The sequence below is a fragment of the Granulicella cerasi genome (assembly GCF_025685575.1).
Taxonomy (GTDB): domain Bacteria; phylum Acidobacteriota; class Terriglobia; order Terriglobales; family Acidobacteriaceae; genus Granulicella; species Granulicella cerasi.
The window spans coordinates 764,225-780,004 of the sequence record NZ_JAGSYD010000002.1; the positions used below are offsets into that span (position 1 = coordinate 764,225).

A 15,780-nucleotide genomic window follows, 5' to 3' on the forward strand; every position below is an offset into this window, starting at 1 on the left:
CGCAATGCCTTCCGCGCCCCATTCCAAGCAGCCGACAATTCGCTGGGCCATGCTCTGCGTGCTGCTCGCGTTGATCGCCTCGCTGCCGTTGCTCCGCGCAGGCGCGGCCTGCGGACACGACATCCTCTTCCACATGGGGAGTTGGCTCGACGCCGCGCAGCAGCTGCGGCACGGCACGCTCTACCCTGCATGGGACTTCAACGCCGCGTGGAACGCGGGCGAGCCGCGCTTCACCTTCTATCCACCGCTCTCGTGGATGCTCGGCGGGTTGCTCACACTACTGCTCCCCTTCCGCATCGTTCCAGCGACGTACACGGTGCTCGTTCTCTCCAGCGCTGCGTTGTCCCTCTTCTTCGTAGCTCGCCGATATGCGGAACCACACACCGCATTCCTGGCATCGGCTCTCTACGTTGCGAACCCCTATCTGCTCTTCACGGCGTGGGAGCGCACAGCCTTCGCAGAGTTGCTCGCCGCCGCTTGGATGCCATGGCTCATCGCCGCCGCGCTGGAAGATCAGCCGCGCATCGCATCGCTTGCGTGGCCGCTCGCACTGCTCTGGCTCACCAATGTGCCCGCAGGCATCATGGGCTGCTATGTCCTCGCACTCCTCGGAGTGTTGCGCATCTTCCGCGCGAAACGTACCGAACTCACGCGCATCCTGGGTCGCTTCGTAGCAGCGTTCGCATTGGGCGTGAGCCTCGCAGCAATCTATCTCGTGCCTGCCATCTACGAGCGCGCTTTCGTGCAAGTGGACTCCGCCTTCGCGCCCGGCCTCAGCGTCGCAGCCAACTTCCTCTTCGCGCACACGGCCGACGCGGCGCACGATTTCGTGGACGCCCAGGTAAGCCGCATCACGCTGGCACTCCTCGCAGCTTCGGCCGTGCTGCTATTTATCGCATGGCGGCAGAAACGCAGCTTACCCTCGCCTCTACTCCGCGCTGCGGCGATATTCACCGCTGTGATCGCGCTAGCACAACTGCCGCTGTCGCTCATCCTCTGGCAACACCTTCCCGCGCTTCACGTGTTGCAATTTCCGTGGCGCTTCATGACCGTGCTCGCGCCCTTCGCGTGTCTTGCAGCGTTGCCGCTCTGCAGCCGTCTACCGCAGCGAGCCGCCATCCCCTGCGCCGCGATCATCGTCCTCGCGCTGAGCCTCCCGCTCTCGCAGCGCTACCTCCACGCATGCCCACGCGGCGACCAACCTGCCGACATTGCTGCCCGCTTCGACACCTCCCACGGCGTCCCCTCCACCGACGAGTACACCCCGAACAACGCCGACAATGACTTCCTCCGCTTCGACGATCCGCCCTATTGGCTCGCCGACAGCCCTGGCGAATTCGCGCCCGACACCACGCCGAACCCCAACGCCACTGCACCCGATACCGACTTCGGTGACCCCGACCCCGCGCATACCCTCTCCGGCTCTACGCCCGAGCAGATCCAGCTCGCACTGCAACGCCCGCGCATCCTCGTGATGAACCGCCGCGCCTATCCGGACTGGCGCGTCACGGTGAACGATGTACCCGCGCAGCTCCTCAGGCGCGACGACGGCTTGATCGCTCTCGCCCTGCCCGCAGGCATCTCCAAGATCAATCTCAGATGGCATATCGGCCTCGACCACTGGCTGGGAATCGCTCTCTCTCTCCTGGCCTTGGCGGTTTTCGCGCGCCTCCACACCGATTCCCGTAAAATCGAATCTGACAACCATGCCCGTTGATGTTCAAACCCTTCTGAAGTCCGGCGTCGTCCTCGCGGACGAGGCCCTCGAGCGCTTGCTCCCAGCAGCGACCACCGCGCCCCACTCGATCCACCGCGCCATGCGCCACTCCACCTTCGCCGGTGGCAAGCGCCTGCGCCCCGTGCTCGCCATGGAAGCCGCGCGCGCCGTTGCAGGCACGCTGCCCGACGCCGCTGTCGAACTCGGCGCCGCCATCGAGATGGTGCATACCTACTCGCTGATCCACGACGATCTGCCCGCGCTCGACAACGATGACCTGCGCCGCGGCAAGCCCACCTGCCACGTCGTATACGGCGAAGCTATCGCGATCCTTGCCGGTGATGCTCTGCAGACGCTCGCCTTCCAGACGCTTGCGCAGCTCAAGGTACGCCCCGCCGCCATCGTCGAAATCATCAAGGAGTTCAGCTTCGCCATCGGCACCGGCGTCGGCCCCGAAACCGGCATTCCCTACGGCATGATCGGTGGCCAGGTCGAAGACATCGAAGGCGAAGGCCAGCAGCCCACCGCCGCAGGCGTGGAACGCATCCACCGCTCCAAGACGGGCGCGCTCATTACGACGAGCATCGTCTGTGGTGGCATCCTCGGCCTCGACGCAAAGCTCGCCGCTGAAGGCAAGTCGCTGGACCACACGCACGCCGACCTCATCGCCGCGCTGCGCACCTTCGGCGAAAAGGCAGGCCTCGCCTTCCAGATCGTCGACGACGTGCTTGACATGACCCAGACCTCTGAAGAGCTTGGCAAGACCGCTGGCAAGGACACCGCCACCGAGAAGTCCACGTGGCCCGCGATCTACGGTATCGAGCAGTCGCAGAAAGACGCTGCGGCCCTCATCGCCGATGCCTTTGCCGCGCTTGCGCCCTTCGGCGAAGCCGCTGAACCGCTCAAGGCCGTTGCCAACTACCTCGTCGACCGCAAGCACTAAACGCACGGAGTTCCTATGACCCTGAAGCCTCGTCAGATCATCCTGCTCGTTCTCGTGCTGCTCGTCGGTGCATGGAAGGTCTGGACCTTCCAGCAGTCCAAGCACGCGGCCTCCGTCGCCGCCACGCCCGTAGCTGTTGCCTCAGCGGGCGATAGCAACCCTGTGTGGACGGCGTTCGACCACGCAGCCAGCCTGCGTGACGCCAGCGCCGACCAGTTCGAGGCAGGCATCAAGGACCTCGAAACGGCGAAGGCCAGCGTGACGCCGCCTAACCTCAAGGCAAACGCCGACCTGCTCTCCGAAGTCCGCGGCTGCCAGACATGGCTTGAGTTCTATCGCTCGCACAAGAACGATCCTGCGTGGAAGGACCCGCTCGAGCATCACTTGAAGGGCTGCACGCAGCAGCACGCCGACACCACCCTCTAAGCCGTGACTGACGCTGACCTCCTCCAAGCTCTGCGCGACTGCTTCGACCCCGTTTCCAAGCGCAACATCGTGGAAGCGCGCCTCGTGCAGTCGCACGCGCTCGCATTCGATACCGAGGCTCCCGGCCAGGGCATCCGCGGCGTGCCTTCGCGCTATATCGCGAAGCTCAGCATCCTCTCGCCCTCCAGCGACGACACGCTGAACGCACAGCTCGAAGCCCAGATCGCCAATCGCCTCGCAGGGCTCGAGGCGATCTCTGGCACCGAGATCAAAATGCTGCCACCGCTCTTCCCGATGCTGCGATAAATCCGGGGCTCCGAACGATACCCTGACACTCCGGACCCCTGGATCTCTGGCATTCTGTCGTCTCTTCGCAGCTTTGAATGCGAGCCTTCGCTAGACCCTAAACCCTACACCCTATACCCTCGCTCTTATGCCGCCGCGTAAAAAGCCGATCGCCCCAGCCGTCCATCCCTTCGACCGCGCGCATGGCACGGACACCTCCGGCCTCATCCCTGGCCCGGCGATCGCCGAAGGCACGACCCATAAAGTCGAAGACCTGACGGCCTACTACGGCATCGCGCCGTCAATCCTCACCGGGCTCACCGACCTCTGGCTGCAGCAGCTTCACCCGCAGAGCCCCATCGAGCAGACCGTCTTCCTCGACGTCGGCGCCGGCAAAGGCCGTGCCATGATGCTCGCCTCGCAGCTTCCCTTCCGCCGCATCGAAGGCATCGAGCTCAGCCCCGCCATGTACGCGATCGCCCAGCGCAACCTCGCTATCTGGGGCGCGGACCCCACCGCCGAAGCGCTCGCGCCCATCATGCTGCACCACGCCGACGCGACTACGCACCCGCTGCCCCATGCGCCGACGCTCGCCTTCCTCTTTCACCCGTTTGAAGCCAAGCTGCTCAACCGCTTCCTGCGGCACGTGGAGTCAGAGCAAGCCGAATCCCCGCAGCCCTTCGACCTCATCTACGCCAATGCCGAGCACGACTCGCTGCTGGACCGCGATCCCTGTTTCCGTCGCATCTGGCTCGGCCGCGTCCCCATGTCCACCGACGACCACCTCGCAGACCTGGCCGAAATAGCCCAGCAAACCGAGTACGGCTCTACCGGCGACGAACTTTGCGCCATCTATCGCTTCCATCCTCGCGGTCAGTAGAAAATCTTTCGAAAATCCGGAACTTCCGCTGAACCGCCTGCGTATAGATCTTTGTTGGCTGAGTCGGCTGGAAAACGAACCGCCCTCTCGAAGCCGTTTATCGAACAAACGTGTCGATAAAAGTGCATCCAACGACCGTTTGCTGTACTCTAGAACATAGAAGGTTCTAGAAGCAGAGCCGGAACGCCACGACGCCCAGCGTTGAAGCGCATCCAGGCCGACAGACTCGGAACCACATCAGTGTTGCGACAGCCGGGTCATGACCCCGTCCCTGCCCTCACCGATACACATACCCTTGAAACCCCAAAACATTGGGCTTCGCGCCGGGGGACACTCGTGCGCCTGAAACTTGGAGACGGAATCATGTACTTTGCTATCACCACTACCTTCGCTGCTCTTACCGTCTTCGTTCCCGCCTTCATCGGCATGCGTGACCGCTCGAACGCTGACTGGCGCTCGCTGTAAGAACCAGTAACACCTGCAACACCTGTAGCACTCACTCGTACCAAAGCTGCACAGCGCCACGAAGAGAAACACGAAGGACGCTTCCAGTACAAAGGAGAAGGCCGCGATCACCTCGCGGCCTTTGTGTTGCCTGCACGTCGATTCCGACGCAACCAGCTTGGATTTTTTAGTCGCGCCAGTGAATCAGCAGCAAACGCTCGTTCTCTTCCTCGCCCTGTCCCATCTGGATCTCAGCATCCGCACGCTCCATCACAGACTCGAAGCGATCGCCCCACTCCACCATCACCAGCGTGTTCGGCTGTTCGACCAACTCCCACAGTCCAATGCTCTCGAGCTCACGCTCTTCTTCCAGACGGTAAAGATCGAGATGGTAGAGCGTTGTCTTGCGGCCCTTGTACTCTTGCACGAGCGTGAAGGTCGGGCTCGAAACCTCGCTCACATCCGCGCCGATGGCCTGCGCCATGCCGCGGACGAGCGTCGTCTTACCGGCGCCAAGCTGTCCACGCAGCACCACCAGCTTCGGGGCCGCCAGCAACTCCGTGATCATCTCGCCCAAAGCCAGCGTGCCATTTACGCTGCGCGTCTTCAGCCGCTTTTCGCGCGTCCACTCTCTCACTACCGCACCGCCAATCCTGTAAGCCAGGTCATCTCGTTGCCATCCACCGCGCGTGAGCGGAAGGCCTCAAACAAATGCATGATGGTGTCTGTAGCCAGCACCGTATGCTCGTCCTGCGCGGCGCAGGCGAAGTCGCCTGCAAGCCCATGCAGATACACCGCAGTCTCCACGGCCTCGGCAACGTTGTCCGGGAACTGCCCCACCAACGCCGCAACGATCCCCGTAAGAATGTCGCCCGAGCCTCCCTTCGACATCGACGGATTGCCGGTCGTGTTCACCGCGATGCGCCCATCCGGATGCGCAATCAGCGTGCGCCATCCCTTGAGCACCAGCGTCACGCCATGTTCGGTGGCGAACTTACGCGCGAGGTTGATGCGGTCCGCTTCCACTTCCTTCACCGTCACGCCAAGCAGACGCGCCATCTCACCCGGATGCGGCGTCAGCACAAAGGTGCGCGGCTTGCCCTGCTTCAGCAAACCAAGACGGCCCTCCGACAAGATGTTCAATGCATCAGCGTCGATCACCATCGGCAGATCCACTGCCGGAATGAAGCGCTCCACGAACGACTTCGCGGCATCCGTCGTACCAAGCCCCGGCCCCAGACCGACGATGCTGATGCCCTTGGTCAACGAATCAAAGCTGGTTGCAGCAAGGTCAAGCGGCGTCAGCATCAATTCCGAAGCCACGCTCGCTACCGTTGGCAGAATCTCGCGCTCGACAGCAGCCGTCACCAGCCCGGCCCCGGAACGCAGCGCAGCGAGCGAAGCCATCGACGGCGCGCCCGCTTTGCCCAACGCTCCACCCACGATCAACACATGCCCGAAGCGGCCCTTGTTCGAGTTGATATTGCGCGGCGTCTCGGTGATCTCCTTCGAGGCACCCGCCCACGTCAGGTTCTGCGTAGAGACGATCGCCTCTTCCGGCGTGCCGATCGGCGCGACCAGCACCGGCCCGAAAACATCCGGCGCCGTGAGGTGGCCGAAGACGTGCGCCAGCTTCGGAGCCGCAAAGCTCACCACCGCGTTCGCTCGGCAGGCTCCATCCACGGTCTGCTCGGTCGAGTCCGCATCCCATCCACTCGGCAGGTCCACCGCCACCACGGGCAGCAGAATGCCATCGAGAATATCTTTCGCGCTCGCAGCCAAACCACGCAGCGGCGGCTTGAAGCCCGTGCCTACAATCGCGTCGATTACCAGCTCCGCGCCCTCGAGCGCCGCGAACAAATCATCAATGCTCTCGCACTCGATCTTCGCCGCTTCGCCAGCGGCTTCCCAAGCGGCCAGCGCGTCGCCCTTCAGTTCGCTTTCACGGCCAAGCAGCGCAATGCGCACATCGCCGTAGCCTTCCGCAAGCTCTCGCGCTGCGACCATCCCGTCGCCGCCATTGTTACCCTTGCCTGCGAGGATCACGATCACGCGGCGATCAGGAAACTGCTCGCGCACGAACGCCGCAACAGCCGCGCCGGCCTGCTCCATCAAATCGTGAACGGACACACCCGCGTCGACGGAACGCTTGTCCGCCTCGCCCATCTCTGCTGCTGTCAGAATCTTCATTGCGCCTCGCTTGTTGGATGCAGGCTCTGCGCTGCGGAGCGCAGCTATCTTCCCGCGTGTTCGCTTGCGCCTACGAGCGATGCACTCGTCGTCGGGGACTGCTGCGAAGGAGCCGTGCCGTTCGGCGCGAAGTAATTGCGGTTCTGCATCGCCTTGTAGAACACGCCCGTCAGCTCCGCCGCACGCGGCCCCGCCACATTGTGATCGCCATTGAGGAAGACCACCGTCACGATGCGGCCCGTCGGTGCGTCGCCGTAGCTCACGAACCAGCCGTAACGCGTGCCGTTGTTCGAGCACGTGCCTGTCTTGCCCAACACGGGGAATGACACGAAGCTTGCATGAAGTCCACGCGCGGTGCCGTAGTTCACTGCGCCGCTCATGCCCGGCATGATCTCCGGGACGATGTCCTTGATGTCGACCAGGCGCTTCACCTTTGGCTGGAAGTCTTTCACTTCCTGCGGCGTCGTCGGATGCTGCAGGTAGTAGAGTGTTCCGCCGTTTGCGATCGACGACACCATTGCGCCAAGCTGCAGCGGCGTCATGTTGATGCTCTCGCCAAACGAGCACATGCGGCCCACGCCGCCCTGCGCCTGCGGAAGAGGCACATCGGGATACGTGCCCAGCTGCTCGCCCGCGATGTTATAGCCCGCAAGCTCGCCCAGGCCAAACTCGTTCGCGTAGTGCTTCACACGCTCAAAGCCCAACGCGCGACCAAGCACTTCGAAGTACAGATTCACGCTCTTCGCGAGCGCATGAGTCAGGTCCAGCGAGTAATGTCCGCCGAGGCTCACCGGCGTGTCGGCCTTCACGAGGCCTTCTTTCAAACCGGCGAGCGCGACCATCACCTTGATCGTCGAGCAAGGCTCCGCGCCTGCGCTCAGCGCGAGCTTCTGGTTGACTATCGTCAGGATGCGGCCGCTCGAAGGATCGATTGCCAGCACCGTGCCATTCATGTTGCCCAGCGCTTCAATAGCGGCTGCGCGCACGACAGGGTCTTCGCCGTCGACGACATCGCCCTGCCCCTGCGGCGTGGTGACAAAGCTCGAAGTGTAAAAGCGTTCGGCGTGTACGCGGACTCCGCGATGAGCGACCACGTGGCGGCTCGAAGCCTGGCGCCTCACGCTGCGTCCCGCAGGCGCATGATGCGCGCCCGCAGCCTGGTGCGCCGCGGAGTGGTGCGGGGCCGCCGTGTGAGCATGGGCCGCGCTCGGACGCTTGTGCGTTTGTGCCGTGGCCGTTGCTGCCACAGCGGAGATCAGTACTGCCGCCAGCCCGAGTTTCAACGTCCCATGCCTCATTGCTCTAGTTTAGTCAGCGCTAGTGGTTCTTACGCAGGAACGCCGGAATGTCGAGCTCATCATCGCTCGGTCCACCGGTCGCAGGCTCCGGCGCAGCGTATCCAGAGAACGTCGGCACCTTGGCCTCGGGCCATGCTGCTTCGTTCTGAGGCTGCGTGCGCAGGTCTTCATTCGGCTTGCGGAAGAAGTCGTCATCGAAGACCGACGCCGGCACCGGCACCAGCTCCGGTAAAGGCTCCGCCGCTGCTTCGGGAATGTACGCCCCCTGCGAACGCTCAGAAGCAGGCGCTGCCTGCACCTCGCGAATCGCAGCCTGCTCACGCGCCTGGTCGTAGTAAGCGCTCGAAGGAGTGCTACGCGGCACAGCGCGGAAGCCCGGGAAATCATCCAGCCCGTCGCTCACCGGCGCAATCACCTGCTGCACGATCGGTCGCGTGATCGGAATCTCCTGCGCGGGCGGCGAGGTAATCTCGCCTGCAGGCTCAACCACAATGTGCGACTCCACCGGCGGCTGCGCTACTTCAGGCTGCGCGGCAGCTTCCCGCGCTTCGCTTGCAAACGGCACCGTCGCCGGGCGAATGTTGATGCGCGGCTCGCTGTACTCAGCCTCTTCATCACGCACACGCGCGCTGTGATGGCCGAGAGAGGTCTCGCTCAACATGCGCTCGCGGCGCTGCGGAGCCTCGTCACGAAAGCCGGTTGCGATGACGGTGATCTTCACGTCGTCGCCCATGCTCTCGTCCTGCACTGCGCCAAAGATGATGTTCGCGTCTTCATGCGCTGCGTCCTGGATCAGCGTCGAAGCCTCGTTCACTTCGTTCAGCTTCAACGAGGACGAACCCGTAATGTTGATGAGGATGCCACGCGCGCCGTCGATCGCACCGGACTCCAGCAGCGGCGAAGCCATCGCGGCAATCGCCGCTTCCTTCGCACGATCCGGGCCCGAGCGAACAGCCGTACCCATCACCGAATAACCCATGCCGGCCATCGTCGTCTTCACGTCCGCAAAGTCGCGGTTGATGACACCGGGAATCGTAATGATGTCCGAGATGCCCTGCACGCCCTGGCGCAGCACATCGTCCGCGATGCGGAAGCTCTCGAAGAAGCCGGCGTCCTTCGCCACAGCGAGCAGCTTTTCGTTCGGGATCACGATCAGCGTGTCCACCGACTCCAGCAACTCCTGCAGGCCGCGCTCGGCCTGCTTCAGGCGGCGCTTGCCTTCAAACGCAAAGGGGCGCGTGACCACAGCCACTGTAAGCGCACCCATCTCGCTGGCGAGCGAGGCAATCACCGGAGCAGCACCCGTGCCCGTTCCACCGCCGAGACCTGCGGTGACGAACACCATGTCTGCGCCCTCGAGCGCTTCGATGATTTTGTCGGAGTCTTCGAGCGCCGCGCGGCGGCCGATATCCGGGTTTGCGCCTGCGCCGAGGCCGCTCGTCAGCTTCACGCCGAGTTGCAGCTTTACCGGTGCCTGCGAGGTCTCGAGCGCCTGCGCATCCGTGTTCGCAGCGATGAATTCAACGCCCTCCACACCGGCAGCAATCATGCGATTCACCGCATTGTTACCGCCGCCGCCTACGCCTATGACCTTGATGCGGGCAGAGCGTTGAGCTTCGTCGTGGTAGTGGATCCTGAGCGCGTCATCAGGCGGATAAGACATTGAGCAAACTCCTCAGAGCTTCGGGCAGAAACACTCTCTTGATTCTGCACAATCACACGCAGAATCAGGCAGAGGAAAATACACTGCCGTTCGCAGGCGTACCTGCGTGGGTTCTCTTTTGTTGCTGGCACGCAAAGCGTGCCGCGATGCAAGCTGGTTTAGTGCGGCGACGGGAAGTGGAAGACCACGCCCACGCCTGCCGAAAGCAGGCCGACCGACGACGAACCCTGGCCGCCCATGCGCTGCATGTTGCCGTAGCTCAACTCCACCAGGCGAAGGTCCAGCACCGGAGCCAGACGAATGTCCACGCCCGCGAAACCCTGGACGACGAAGAAATTGTCGTAGCGCAGCGGCGGCGTCGGGTTCAATATTGTGGGATACGTCTTCAGCGGTTCGGTGATGTTCGAGCGGCTCCAGCCCAACGAAATCTGACCGTAGGGCTTCACAACGCGAATCGGTGTACGAAAGGTCGCCTTCACGCCGCCGAGCACATTCTGCGCGTTGGCCGAACCGTGACCGCCCGCGTTTGCGGTACCCGACTTGTTGCCGTGCGACTCGCCCGCGCGAACGTCGAAACCGATCATCGCCGGACCGTACTGCTTCCAATCATAGGAAACACCGCCCCAGCCGCCGGTCGCATTCACCGAGCCGTTTTGGTTATAGCCTGCGCCGTTCGCGCAGCCGCGCGTGTCCAGGCAGTTGACTCCAGTATGGCGCGTCGCCTCGTAGATGCCGTAAACCGAAAACTGTGCGTGTGCCACGGCACTTCCCAACAGCGCCAAACCAAGACCAACGATCCTGCCGAATTTCATGCTTTCAGTGTACCGTTCCGCAAGCGTAAAAAAGCGGTCCCGCGCGTGATTTTGTCGCGGAACCGCCCGGATTTTCGATCGCCAACGCCCCTAGAAGCTGCCAGCGAAGATCGACTTCAACTTCTGACGCAGCCCCTGCTCCTCGCTGGCCTTGCGGACCTGCGTGCGGTGCGTGTAAAGCAGCATTCCAATCGCTGCGGCAAACTCAGGCTTCGCCAACTCAGCCGGCATACGGCTCAGCGGCACCGGGTAACCGATGCGGGCCGGCACGCGCAGCAGACTTTCTGCGTGGTCCAGCAGGCCGACGAGGTTCGCGCCGCCGCCGGTGAAGACGCAGCCCGCGCCCATCGCTTCGAGCACGCCGCCCTGGCGCAGATTGTCGCGCAGCATGGTGAGGAACTCACGCGCACGCGGCTCCAGAATTTCCGCAAGGAAGCGCTGCCGCACCACGCGCGGACTTTGCCCGCCCGTCGCGAGATCGCCGCCAACTTCGATTTCATTCAACTGCGGGACAGCTGTCACGACGCAATGGCCGTACGTCCGCTTGAGCTGCTCGGCCTCTTCCACCGAAACATGCAGGCCCACCGCGAGGTCGTTGGTGAAGTGGTCGCCCCCGATAGGCAGCACAGCGGTATGTGCCACCGAGCCTTCAAAGAACACCACCAACTCGGTCGAGCTCGCACCGATGTCCGCGATGCAGACGCCCAGCTCGCGCTCGTCTGCGCTCAGCACCGACTCCGCCGCTGCGATGCCTTCAAAAATCGTATCCGTCACTTCGAGTCCGGCCTTGTTCGCGCACGTCACCACCGACTGCGACGCAGAGCCCGAGCACGTCGAGATATGCAGCGAAACTTCCAGGCGGTTCCCCACCATGCCCACCGGATCGTGGATCGCACCCTGGTCGTCGAGGATGAACTGCTGTGGCAGCAAGTGAAGCACTTCACGGTCCGGAGCCAGCCCAATCGAGCGCGCACGATCAATCGCCGACTTCACGTCCTCGCGCGTGATCTCCTTCATGCGCGAGCCCATGCTGATGCCGCCCTGCGAGTTCACGCCGCGAATGTGCGGGCCGCCGATGCCGACGACCGTCGCTTCAATCGGGGCCTTCGACAGCTTCTCCGCTGAGAGCGCGGCGCGATCGATCGCTTCGGCCGCAGGGACGAGGTCCGAGATCACGCCGCGGCGCATTCCCTTGGACTCTTCCAAGCCATGGCCGCGGTAACGCAGTACGCCATCGACCAGTTCAGCCACCAGCACGCAGCTCTTCGAGCTGCCTGCATCCAGCACCGTAATCAGATTTTCGTTGCGTGGGTTCATTGGTTCGCCTTCGCAGGATGAGTCGTAGTATGCGCCTTTGCTGCCGCTCGTGCACGCGCCAGTTTTTGCGCCATCAAACGCTTCGCCGCTTCAGCCTTGGCTTTCGCAGGGGGCTCTTTCGCCGGAGCCTTCGCCGCGGGCTTTGCCGCCACGGGCGCAGGCTTCGCTGCAGCCGTGGCCGGGGCCATTGCAGGCGTCGTCGCCGCAGGAGCAGCAGGATTCGCCGTCGCAGCTGCTGCGTTCGACTGAGCCGCGCCCTGCATCTCGAGCACGACCTGGTGCTCGTAACGCATATCCGCCGCACTCAGCTTCGGATACTGCGACTTCCACTCCGACAGATGTTCGGCAAACTCGTTGTAGCGCTCCAGAAACTTCTCGTCGCCGAAGTGCACCAGCACGTCGGATCCGTTCAACGCGACCAGCGCCTTGATGTCCTCGGGGTTTGTCACATCCACTTCGCTTAGCGAGGCGGTGCGCTTCCTGGCGTCATCGGTGTCGCCACCGAGGTCCTTCATGAAGCTCGCGTAGATCGCCATGCGCGCCGCGCGTGTGGACTGCGGATCGCCCGCGTTCAGCCCCGTCAATACAGGGAAAGAGTAATGCGGATCGCCCGCAGCATCCTGCGGCATATCCAGCAGCACACCGTTCGCATCCACCAGGCCGATCTGCGTTCCCTGGCGCACAAACGCCACCGGCGTGCGCTCCATTACCTTCACGCGAAGATGGTTCGGCAGCAAACGCATCACCGTCGCGTGCTCCACCCAGGGCAGACGCTCAAGGTCCGTACGACGTTCGGCCAGCGGCACCTTGAAGATGTTGCGCTCGAGGTCTGCCCCAAAAACACTGAGCAACTGCGACCGCGTGAGGTGCTGGTTCCCGCTGATTTCAATGTCAGAAGAGGTCGCGACCATGAAGCGCTCATCGCGCATCAGCGAGTGCTCTACGGCCGTGATGATCACCGCAGCCGCGCCGAGAGTCAGCACGGCAAGCGACGCAGCCACGAGGCGCCCGGCCACAGACTTCGGCACGCTGGCGCGCAGGTTGAACTTCTTCGGAGCGCCGCGCTTGGGGACGTAGGCCTCTTCCTCGAGCGATTCGCCCGAAGCCGCACGTTCGCGAGCGCGCTGAAACGCGCCTGCAGGAGCCGGTTCGCGCACCGCCGGAGGTTCGGAAACTTCAGCGCCTTCGCGCTCGAACTCCGAGGCGTACGTCTCCTCCGGCGCATCCAGCACCGCAGTACCGCGAGAAGTTCCGCGTTTGAAGCTCAATTTCATTCCCGCTTAGCCCGAGCAAGGCCGCAGGAGAATCGCCTGCGATGATTCTATCCACGCCACAGCCCGCCGCAGCGCTCCAAATGGGCGATGAACCAGCGAAGGAACAGGCAGGAAGCGGACAAAGCATGAAGAAAGGACCCTGCCGCCCCGCGAAGAACGGGTGCCCCATGTCTCGATCCTGAGACATGGGTTCCCAGGATGCCAACCGGAGCCCCAAGTCGGATCGCCAAGCCGCCGGTCTTACCTCTCTCGCCCCGCCTACCCCTTCAACGCCTCGAGCAACATCGGCCCAGCCTGCGACACGCTGCCCGCGCCGAGCGTCAGAATCAGGTCTCCGGGACGCGCGTCCGCGACCAGCCGCTCCACCGCTGATTGCATGGAGTCCGCATAAACCACGCGACCGCCGCCAGCCTCGCGGATCGCCTGCGCCAGCGTCTCGCCGGTGATGCCTTCAATCGGCTGCTCGCTCGCCGCGTAGATGTCCAACACCTGCACCGCGTCCGCGTCGCCAAAGGCAATGGCGAACTCCTCCATCAGGTCGCGCGTGCGCGTAAAACGGTGCGGCTGGAACATCACCAGCACGCGCCCGAAGCCGCAGCTCCGTGCTGCCGCCAGCGTCGCCTTCACCTCGGTCGGATGATGGCCGTAATCGTCCACCACTGTGACTTCGCGCTCCACACCCTTGGTCTGGAAACGACGATCGACGCCGCGGAAACTCGCCAGCCCTGCGGCGATTTTCTCCGGCGCGATGCCAAGCTGCACGCCGATCGCAACCGCAGCCGTGGCGTTCAATACGTTGTGCTTGCCCGGCACGTTCAGCGTGAACGGCCCCAGTACCAGCCCGCGCGTGTTCACTTCGAAGGTCGAGTGTGAACCGTCGGTCCCCTTCGGCAAAATCCGCAGGCGGAAGTCTGCCTCCGCCGACTCGCCATAGGTAAATAGCCGACGCGTCACGCGCGGCAGAATCGCCCTCAGCATCGGGTTGTCGATGCACGCCGTCACCGCGCCGTAGAACGGCACCTTATCCATGAACTCCACGAACGCGCCTTCAACATCCTGCATGTCGCGATAGGTGTCCATGTGCTCGCGATCGAGATTCGTCACGACGGCGAGCACGGGCGGCAGTTTCAAGAAGGAGCGATCGCTCTCATCGGCCTCGGCCACCAGGTACTGCGACTTGCCCAGCCGAGCGTTCGAACCCATGGCATCCACGCGTCCGCCCACCACGACCGTTGCATCCAGCTCGCCGCCCGCCAGCACGGCGGCGATCATGCTCGTCGTAGTCGTCTTGCCATGCATGCCCGCTACGGCGATGCCATACTTCAACCGCATCAGCTCGGCGAGCATCTCCGCGCGCTGAATCACCGGAATCTTGCGCGAGCGCGCCTCCAGCACCTCGGGATTATCCTTGGCCACGGCCGAGCTAGTCACGACCACATCACTCGCCGCTGCGTTCGACGCCGCATGGCCGACGTAGATCGTCGCACCCAATCCTCGCAGCCGCTCCGTCGTCGGCGACTCCCGCATATCCGACCCCGAAACCGCATAGCCGATCGTCAGCAGAATCTCCGCAATGCCGCTCATGCCGATGCCGCCGATACCGATGAAGTGAATGCGTTGCGACGGGGCAAAAAGTGCGTGATCAGGCGTGTTCAAAGGCGGCTTCCGGACGAAGAATCGACCTCTTCATTCTGCATGATCCTGCTGTGTCTTTCGTTTCGTTCTTCCTGCCGAGAATCTGCGCTTTCTCCTTGCGGACACCACGCAAGGGCAAGATGTCGATGTCTAATGGCGGCAAGGAGCTCTCCCCATGCGAGCACTCATCCTTGCTCTAAGCCTCTTCCCCCTCACATCGGTCGCGAGCCATGCGGCTACGCCGTTCGTCGGCTGCCCCCGCGACGGGCAGCAAGGACCGCAACCCGCTCCTGTGCAACGCCCCAGGATGATCCCAGACGATCCAAGCGGCCAACTCGCGTGGTACCAGGCCGAGGACGGCCCGGGCATCCTGGCGCCCAAGGGCTGGCACTGCTTCGGCACCTACGGCTCCAACGGAAGCTCGCTCTACGTCAGCCCGGATGCCATCACCGCCACGGAGTTCTTCGACTCCAGGCCGAAGTGGAAAGGACTCACGGGCTACGGCATCCAGATCACCTCCCTAGTCGGCGATACCTCCGGCCGTTTCGAGGTGGCGAGGCTCGTTGCGCGTGTCTTCCCGAAGCATCGGAAGTACGCACAGAAGGTCATCGCCGAAGTCCTCGAGCCCGCGACAGACTTCCCCTTCGGACCGTATCCCACCGACAAGCTGCACTACCTCTCCGACCACTTCGTCGAATACGAAACGCCCGCGCATCACCGAGGGCTCGGCACCGATAGCTGGCTCCAGCCCAACGATCAGCCCATCCGTGGCTTGATCCAATTCAACCCGACAGGCGACAACGAAGCCACCGCGCTCTACGTTCGGCTCCCCGCGGCCTACCGCAAGCTTGTTCCCAGCGTTCTCAAGTCGGCCGTGTGGAATCCCGCGCCGTAGC

14 protein-coding genes are annotated in these 15,780 nt (G+C 63.4%); 6 read left to right on the plus strand and 8 right to left on the minus strand.

From position 1 onward, the window contains the following. Positions 1-4 precede the first annotated feature (4 nt). The 5 genes from OHL11_RS08775 (at position 5) to OHL11_RS08795 (ending at position 4,251) form a co-directional block, all read left to right on the plus strand. Positions 5-1,717 (plus strand): 6-pyruvoyl-tetrahydropterin synthase-related protein, encoded by a 1,713-nt coding sequence (locus OHL11_RS08775; protein ID WP_263371109.1) that lies wholly within the window; start codon positions 5-7, stop codon positions 1,715-1,717. After that, entirely contained in the window at positions 1,707-2,660 is a 954-nt protein-coding gene (locus OHL11_RS08780) for a polyprenyl synthetase family protein (protein WP_263371110.1), read from the plus strand. Before OHL11_RS08775 ends, OHL11_RS08780 begins: the two co-directional genes overlap by 11 nt. Positions 2,661-2,675: 15 nt before the next feature. Next, positions 2,676-3,086, plus strand: coding sequence for a hypothetical protein (locus OHL11_RS08785; protein WP_263371111.1), 411 nt, complete (start codon positions 2,676-2,678; stop codon positions 3,084-3,086). A 3-nt stretch (positions 3,087-3,089) separates the two neighbouring features. After that, positions 3,090-3,392, plus strand: coding sequence for a DUF59 domain-containing protein (locus OHL11_RS08790; protein WP_263371112.1), 303 nt, complete (start codon positions 3,090-3,092; stop codon positions 3,390-3,392). Between the two features lie 127 nt (positions 3,393-3,519). Further along, on the plus strand, positions 3,520-4,251 hold the full coding sequence (locus OHL11_RS08795) for a class I SAM-dependent methyltransferase (RefSeq protein ID WP_263371113.1): 732 nt from the start codon (positions 3,520-3,522) through the stop codon (positions 4,249-4,251). 631 nt (positions 4,252-4,882) lie between these two features. Here OHL11_RS08795 and tsaE read toward each other — a convergent pair. The 8 genes from tsaE to murC form a co-directional block, all read right to left on the minus strand. After that, positions 4,883-5,332 carry a tRNA (adenosine(37)-N6)-threonylcarbamoyltransferase complex ATPase subunit type 1 TsaE gene (gene tsaE, locus OHL11_RS08800; protein WP_263371114.1) on the minus strand — a complete coding sequence of 150 codons (450 nt, stop codon included), beginning with the start codon at positions 5,330-5,332 and terminating at the stop codon, positions 4,883-4,885. Further along, positions 5,332-6,885 carry an NAD(P)H-hydrate dehydratase gene (locus OHL11_RS08805; RefSeq protein ID WP_263371115.1) on the minus strand — a complete coding sequence of 518 codons (1,554 nt, stop codon included), beginning with the start codon at positions 6,883-6,885 and terminating at the stop codon, positions 5,332-5,334. The genes tsaE and OHL11_RS08805 overlap by 1 nt, the downstream gene beginning before the upstream one ends. A gap of 44 nt (positions 6,886-6,929) precedes the next feature. Then, positions 6,930-8,168, minus strand: coding sequence for a penicillin-binding transpeptidase domain-containing protein (locus tag OHL11_RS08810; RefSeq protein WP_263371116.1), 1,239 nt, complete (start codon positions 8,166-8,168; stop codon positions 6,930-6,932). 34 nt (positions 8,169-8,202) lie between these two features. Further along, positions 8,203-9,846, minus strand: coding sequence for a cell division protein FtsZ (gene ftsZ / locus OHL11_RS08815; protein WP_263371117.1), 1,644 nt, complete (start codon positions 9,844-9,846; stop codon positions 8,203-8,205). A gap of 158 nt (positions 9,847-10,004) precedes the next feature. Next, positions 10,005-10,658 carry a hypothetical protein gene (locus tag OHL11_RS08820; protein ID WP_263371118.1) on the minus strand — a complete coding sequence of 218 codons (654 nt, stop codon included), beginning with the start codon at positions 10,656-10,658 and terminating at the stop codon, positions 10,005-10,007. Between the two features lie 90 nt (positions 10,659-10,748). Next, complete coding sequence (gene ftsA / locus OHL11_RS08825; protein WP_263371119.1) at positions 10,749-11,975, minus strand: cell division protein FtsA; 1,227 nt, start codon at positions 11,973-11,975, stop codon at positions 10,749-10,751. Beyond that, a complete protein-coding gene (locus tag OHL11_RS08830; RefSeq protein WP_263371120.1) occupies positions 11,972-13,243 on the minus strand; it encodes a cell division protein FtsQ/DivIB in 1,272 nt (423 codons plus the stop codon). The genes ftsA and OHL11_RS08830 overlap by 4 nt, the downstream gene beginning before the upstream one ends. A gap of 264 nt (positions 13,244-13,507) precedes the next feature. Further along, positions 13,508-14,833 (minus strand): UDP-N-acetylmuramate--L-alanine ligase, encoded by a 1,326-nt coding sequence (murC, locus tag OHL11_RS08835; RefSeq protein ID WP_390236513.1) that lies wholly within the window; start codon positions 14,831-14,833, stop codon positions 13,508-13,510. Between the two features lie 226 nt (positions 14,834-15,059). Between murC and OHL11_RS08840 the strand changes: the two genes are divergently transcribed. Further along, complete coding sequence (locus OHL11_RS08840; protein ID WP_263371122.1) at positions 15,060-15,779, plus strand: hypothetical protein; 720 nt, start codon at positions 15,060-15,062, stop codon at positions 15,777-15,779. Position 15,780: the final 1 nt, after the last annotated feature.

What these genes read in the sequence shown, in the direction of transcription:
- OHL11_RS08780 (WP_263371110.1), top strand. Translation starts at nt 1,707, where the DNA reads ATGCCCGTTGATGTTCAAACCCTTCTGAAGTCCGGCGTCGTCCTCGCG.
- OHL11_RS08795 (WP_263371113.1), top strand. Translation starts at nt 3,520, where the DNA reads ATGCCGCCGCGTAAAAAGCCGATCGCCCCAGCCGTCCATCCCTTCGAC.
- murC (WP_390236513.1), bottom strand. Translation starts at nt 14,833, where the DNA reads ATGAGCGGCATTGCGGAGATTCTGCTGACGATCGGCTATGCGGTTTCG.
- ftsA (WP_263371119.1), bottom strand. Translation starts at nt 11,975, where the DNA reads ATGAACCCACGCAACGAAAATCTGATTACGGTGCTGGATGCAGGCAGC.
- OHL11_RS08840 (WP_263371122.1), top strand. Translation starts at nt 15,060, where the DNA reads ATGCGAGCACTCATCCTTGCTCTAAGCCTCTTCCCCCTCACATCGGTC.
- OHL11_RS08820 (WP_263371118.1), bottom strand. Translation starts at nt 10,658, where the DNA reads ATGAAATTCGGCAGGATCGTTGGTCTTGGTTTGGCGCTGTTGGGAAGT.
- OHL11_RS08775 (WP_263371109.1), top strand. Translation starts at nt 5, where the DNA reads ATGCCTTCCGCGCCCCATTCCAAGCAGCCGACAATTCGCTGGGCCATG.
- ftsZ (WP_263371117.1), bottom strand. Translation starts at nt 9,846, where the DNA reads ATGTCTTATCCGCCTGATGACGCGCTCAGGATCCACTACCACGACGAA.
- OHL11_RS08805 (WP_263371115.1), bottom strand. Translation starts at nt 6,885, where the DNA reads ATGAAGATTCTGACAGCAGCAGAGATGGGCGAGGCGGACAAGCGTTCC.
- OHL11_RS08785 (WP_263371111.1), top strand. Translation starts at nt 2,676, where the DNA reads ATGACCCTGAAGCCTCGTCAGATCATCCTGCTCGTTCTCGTGCTGCTC.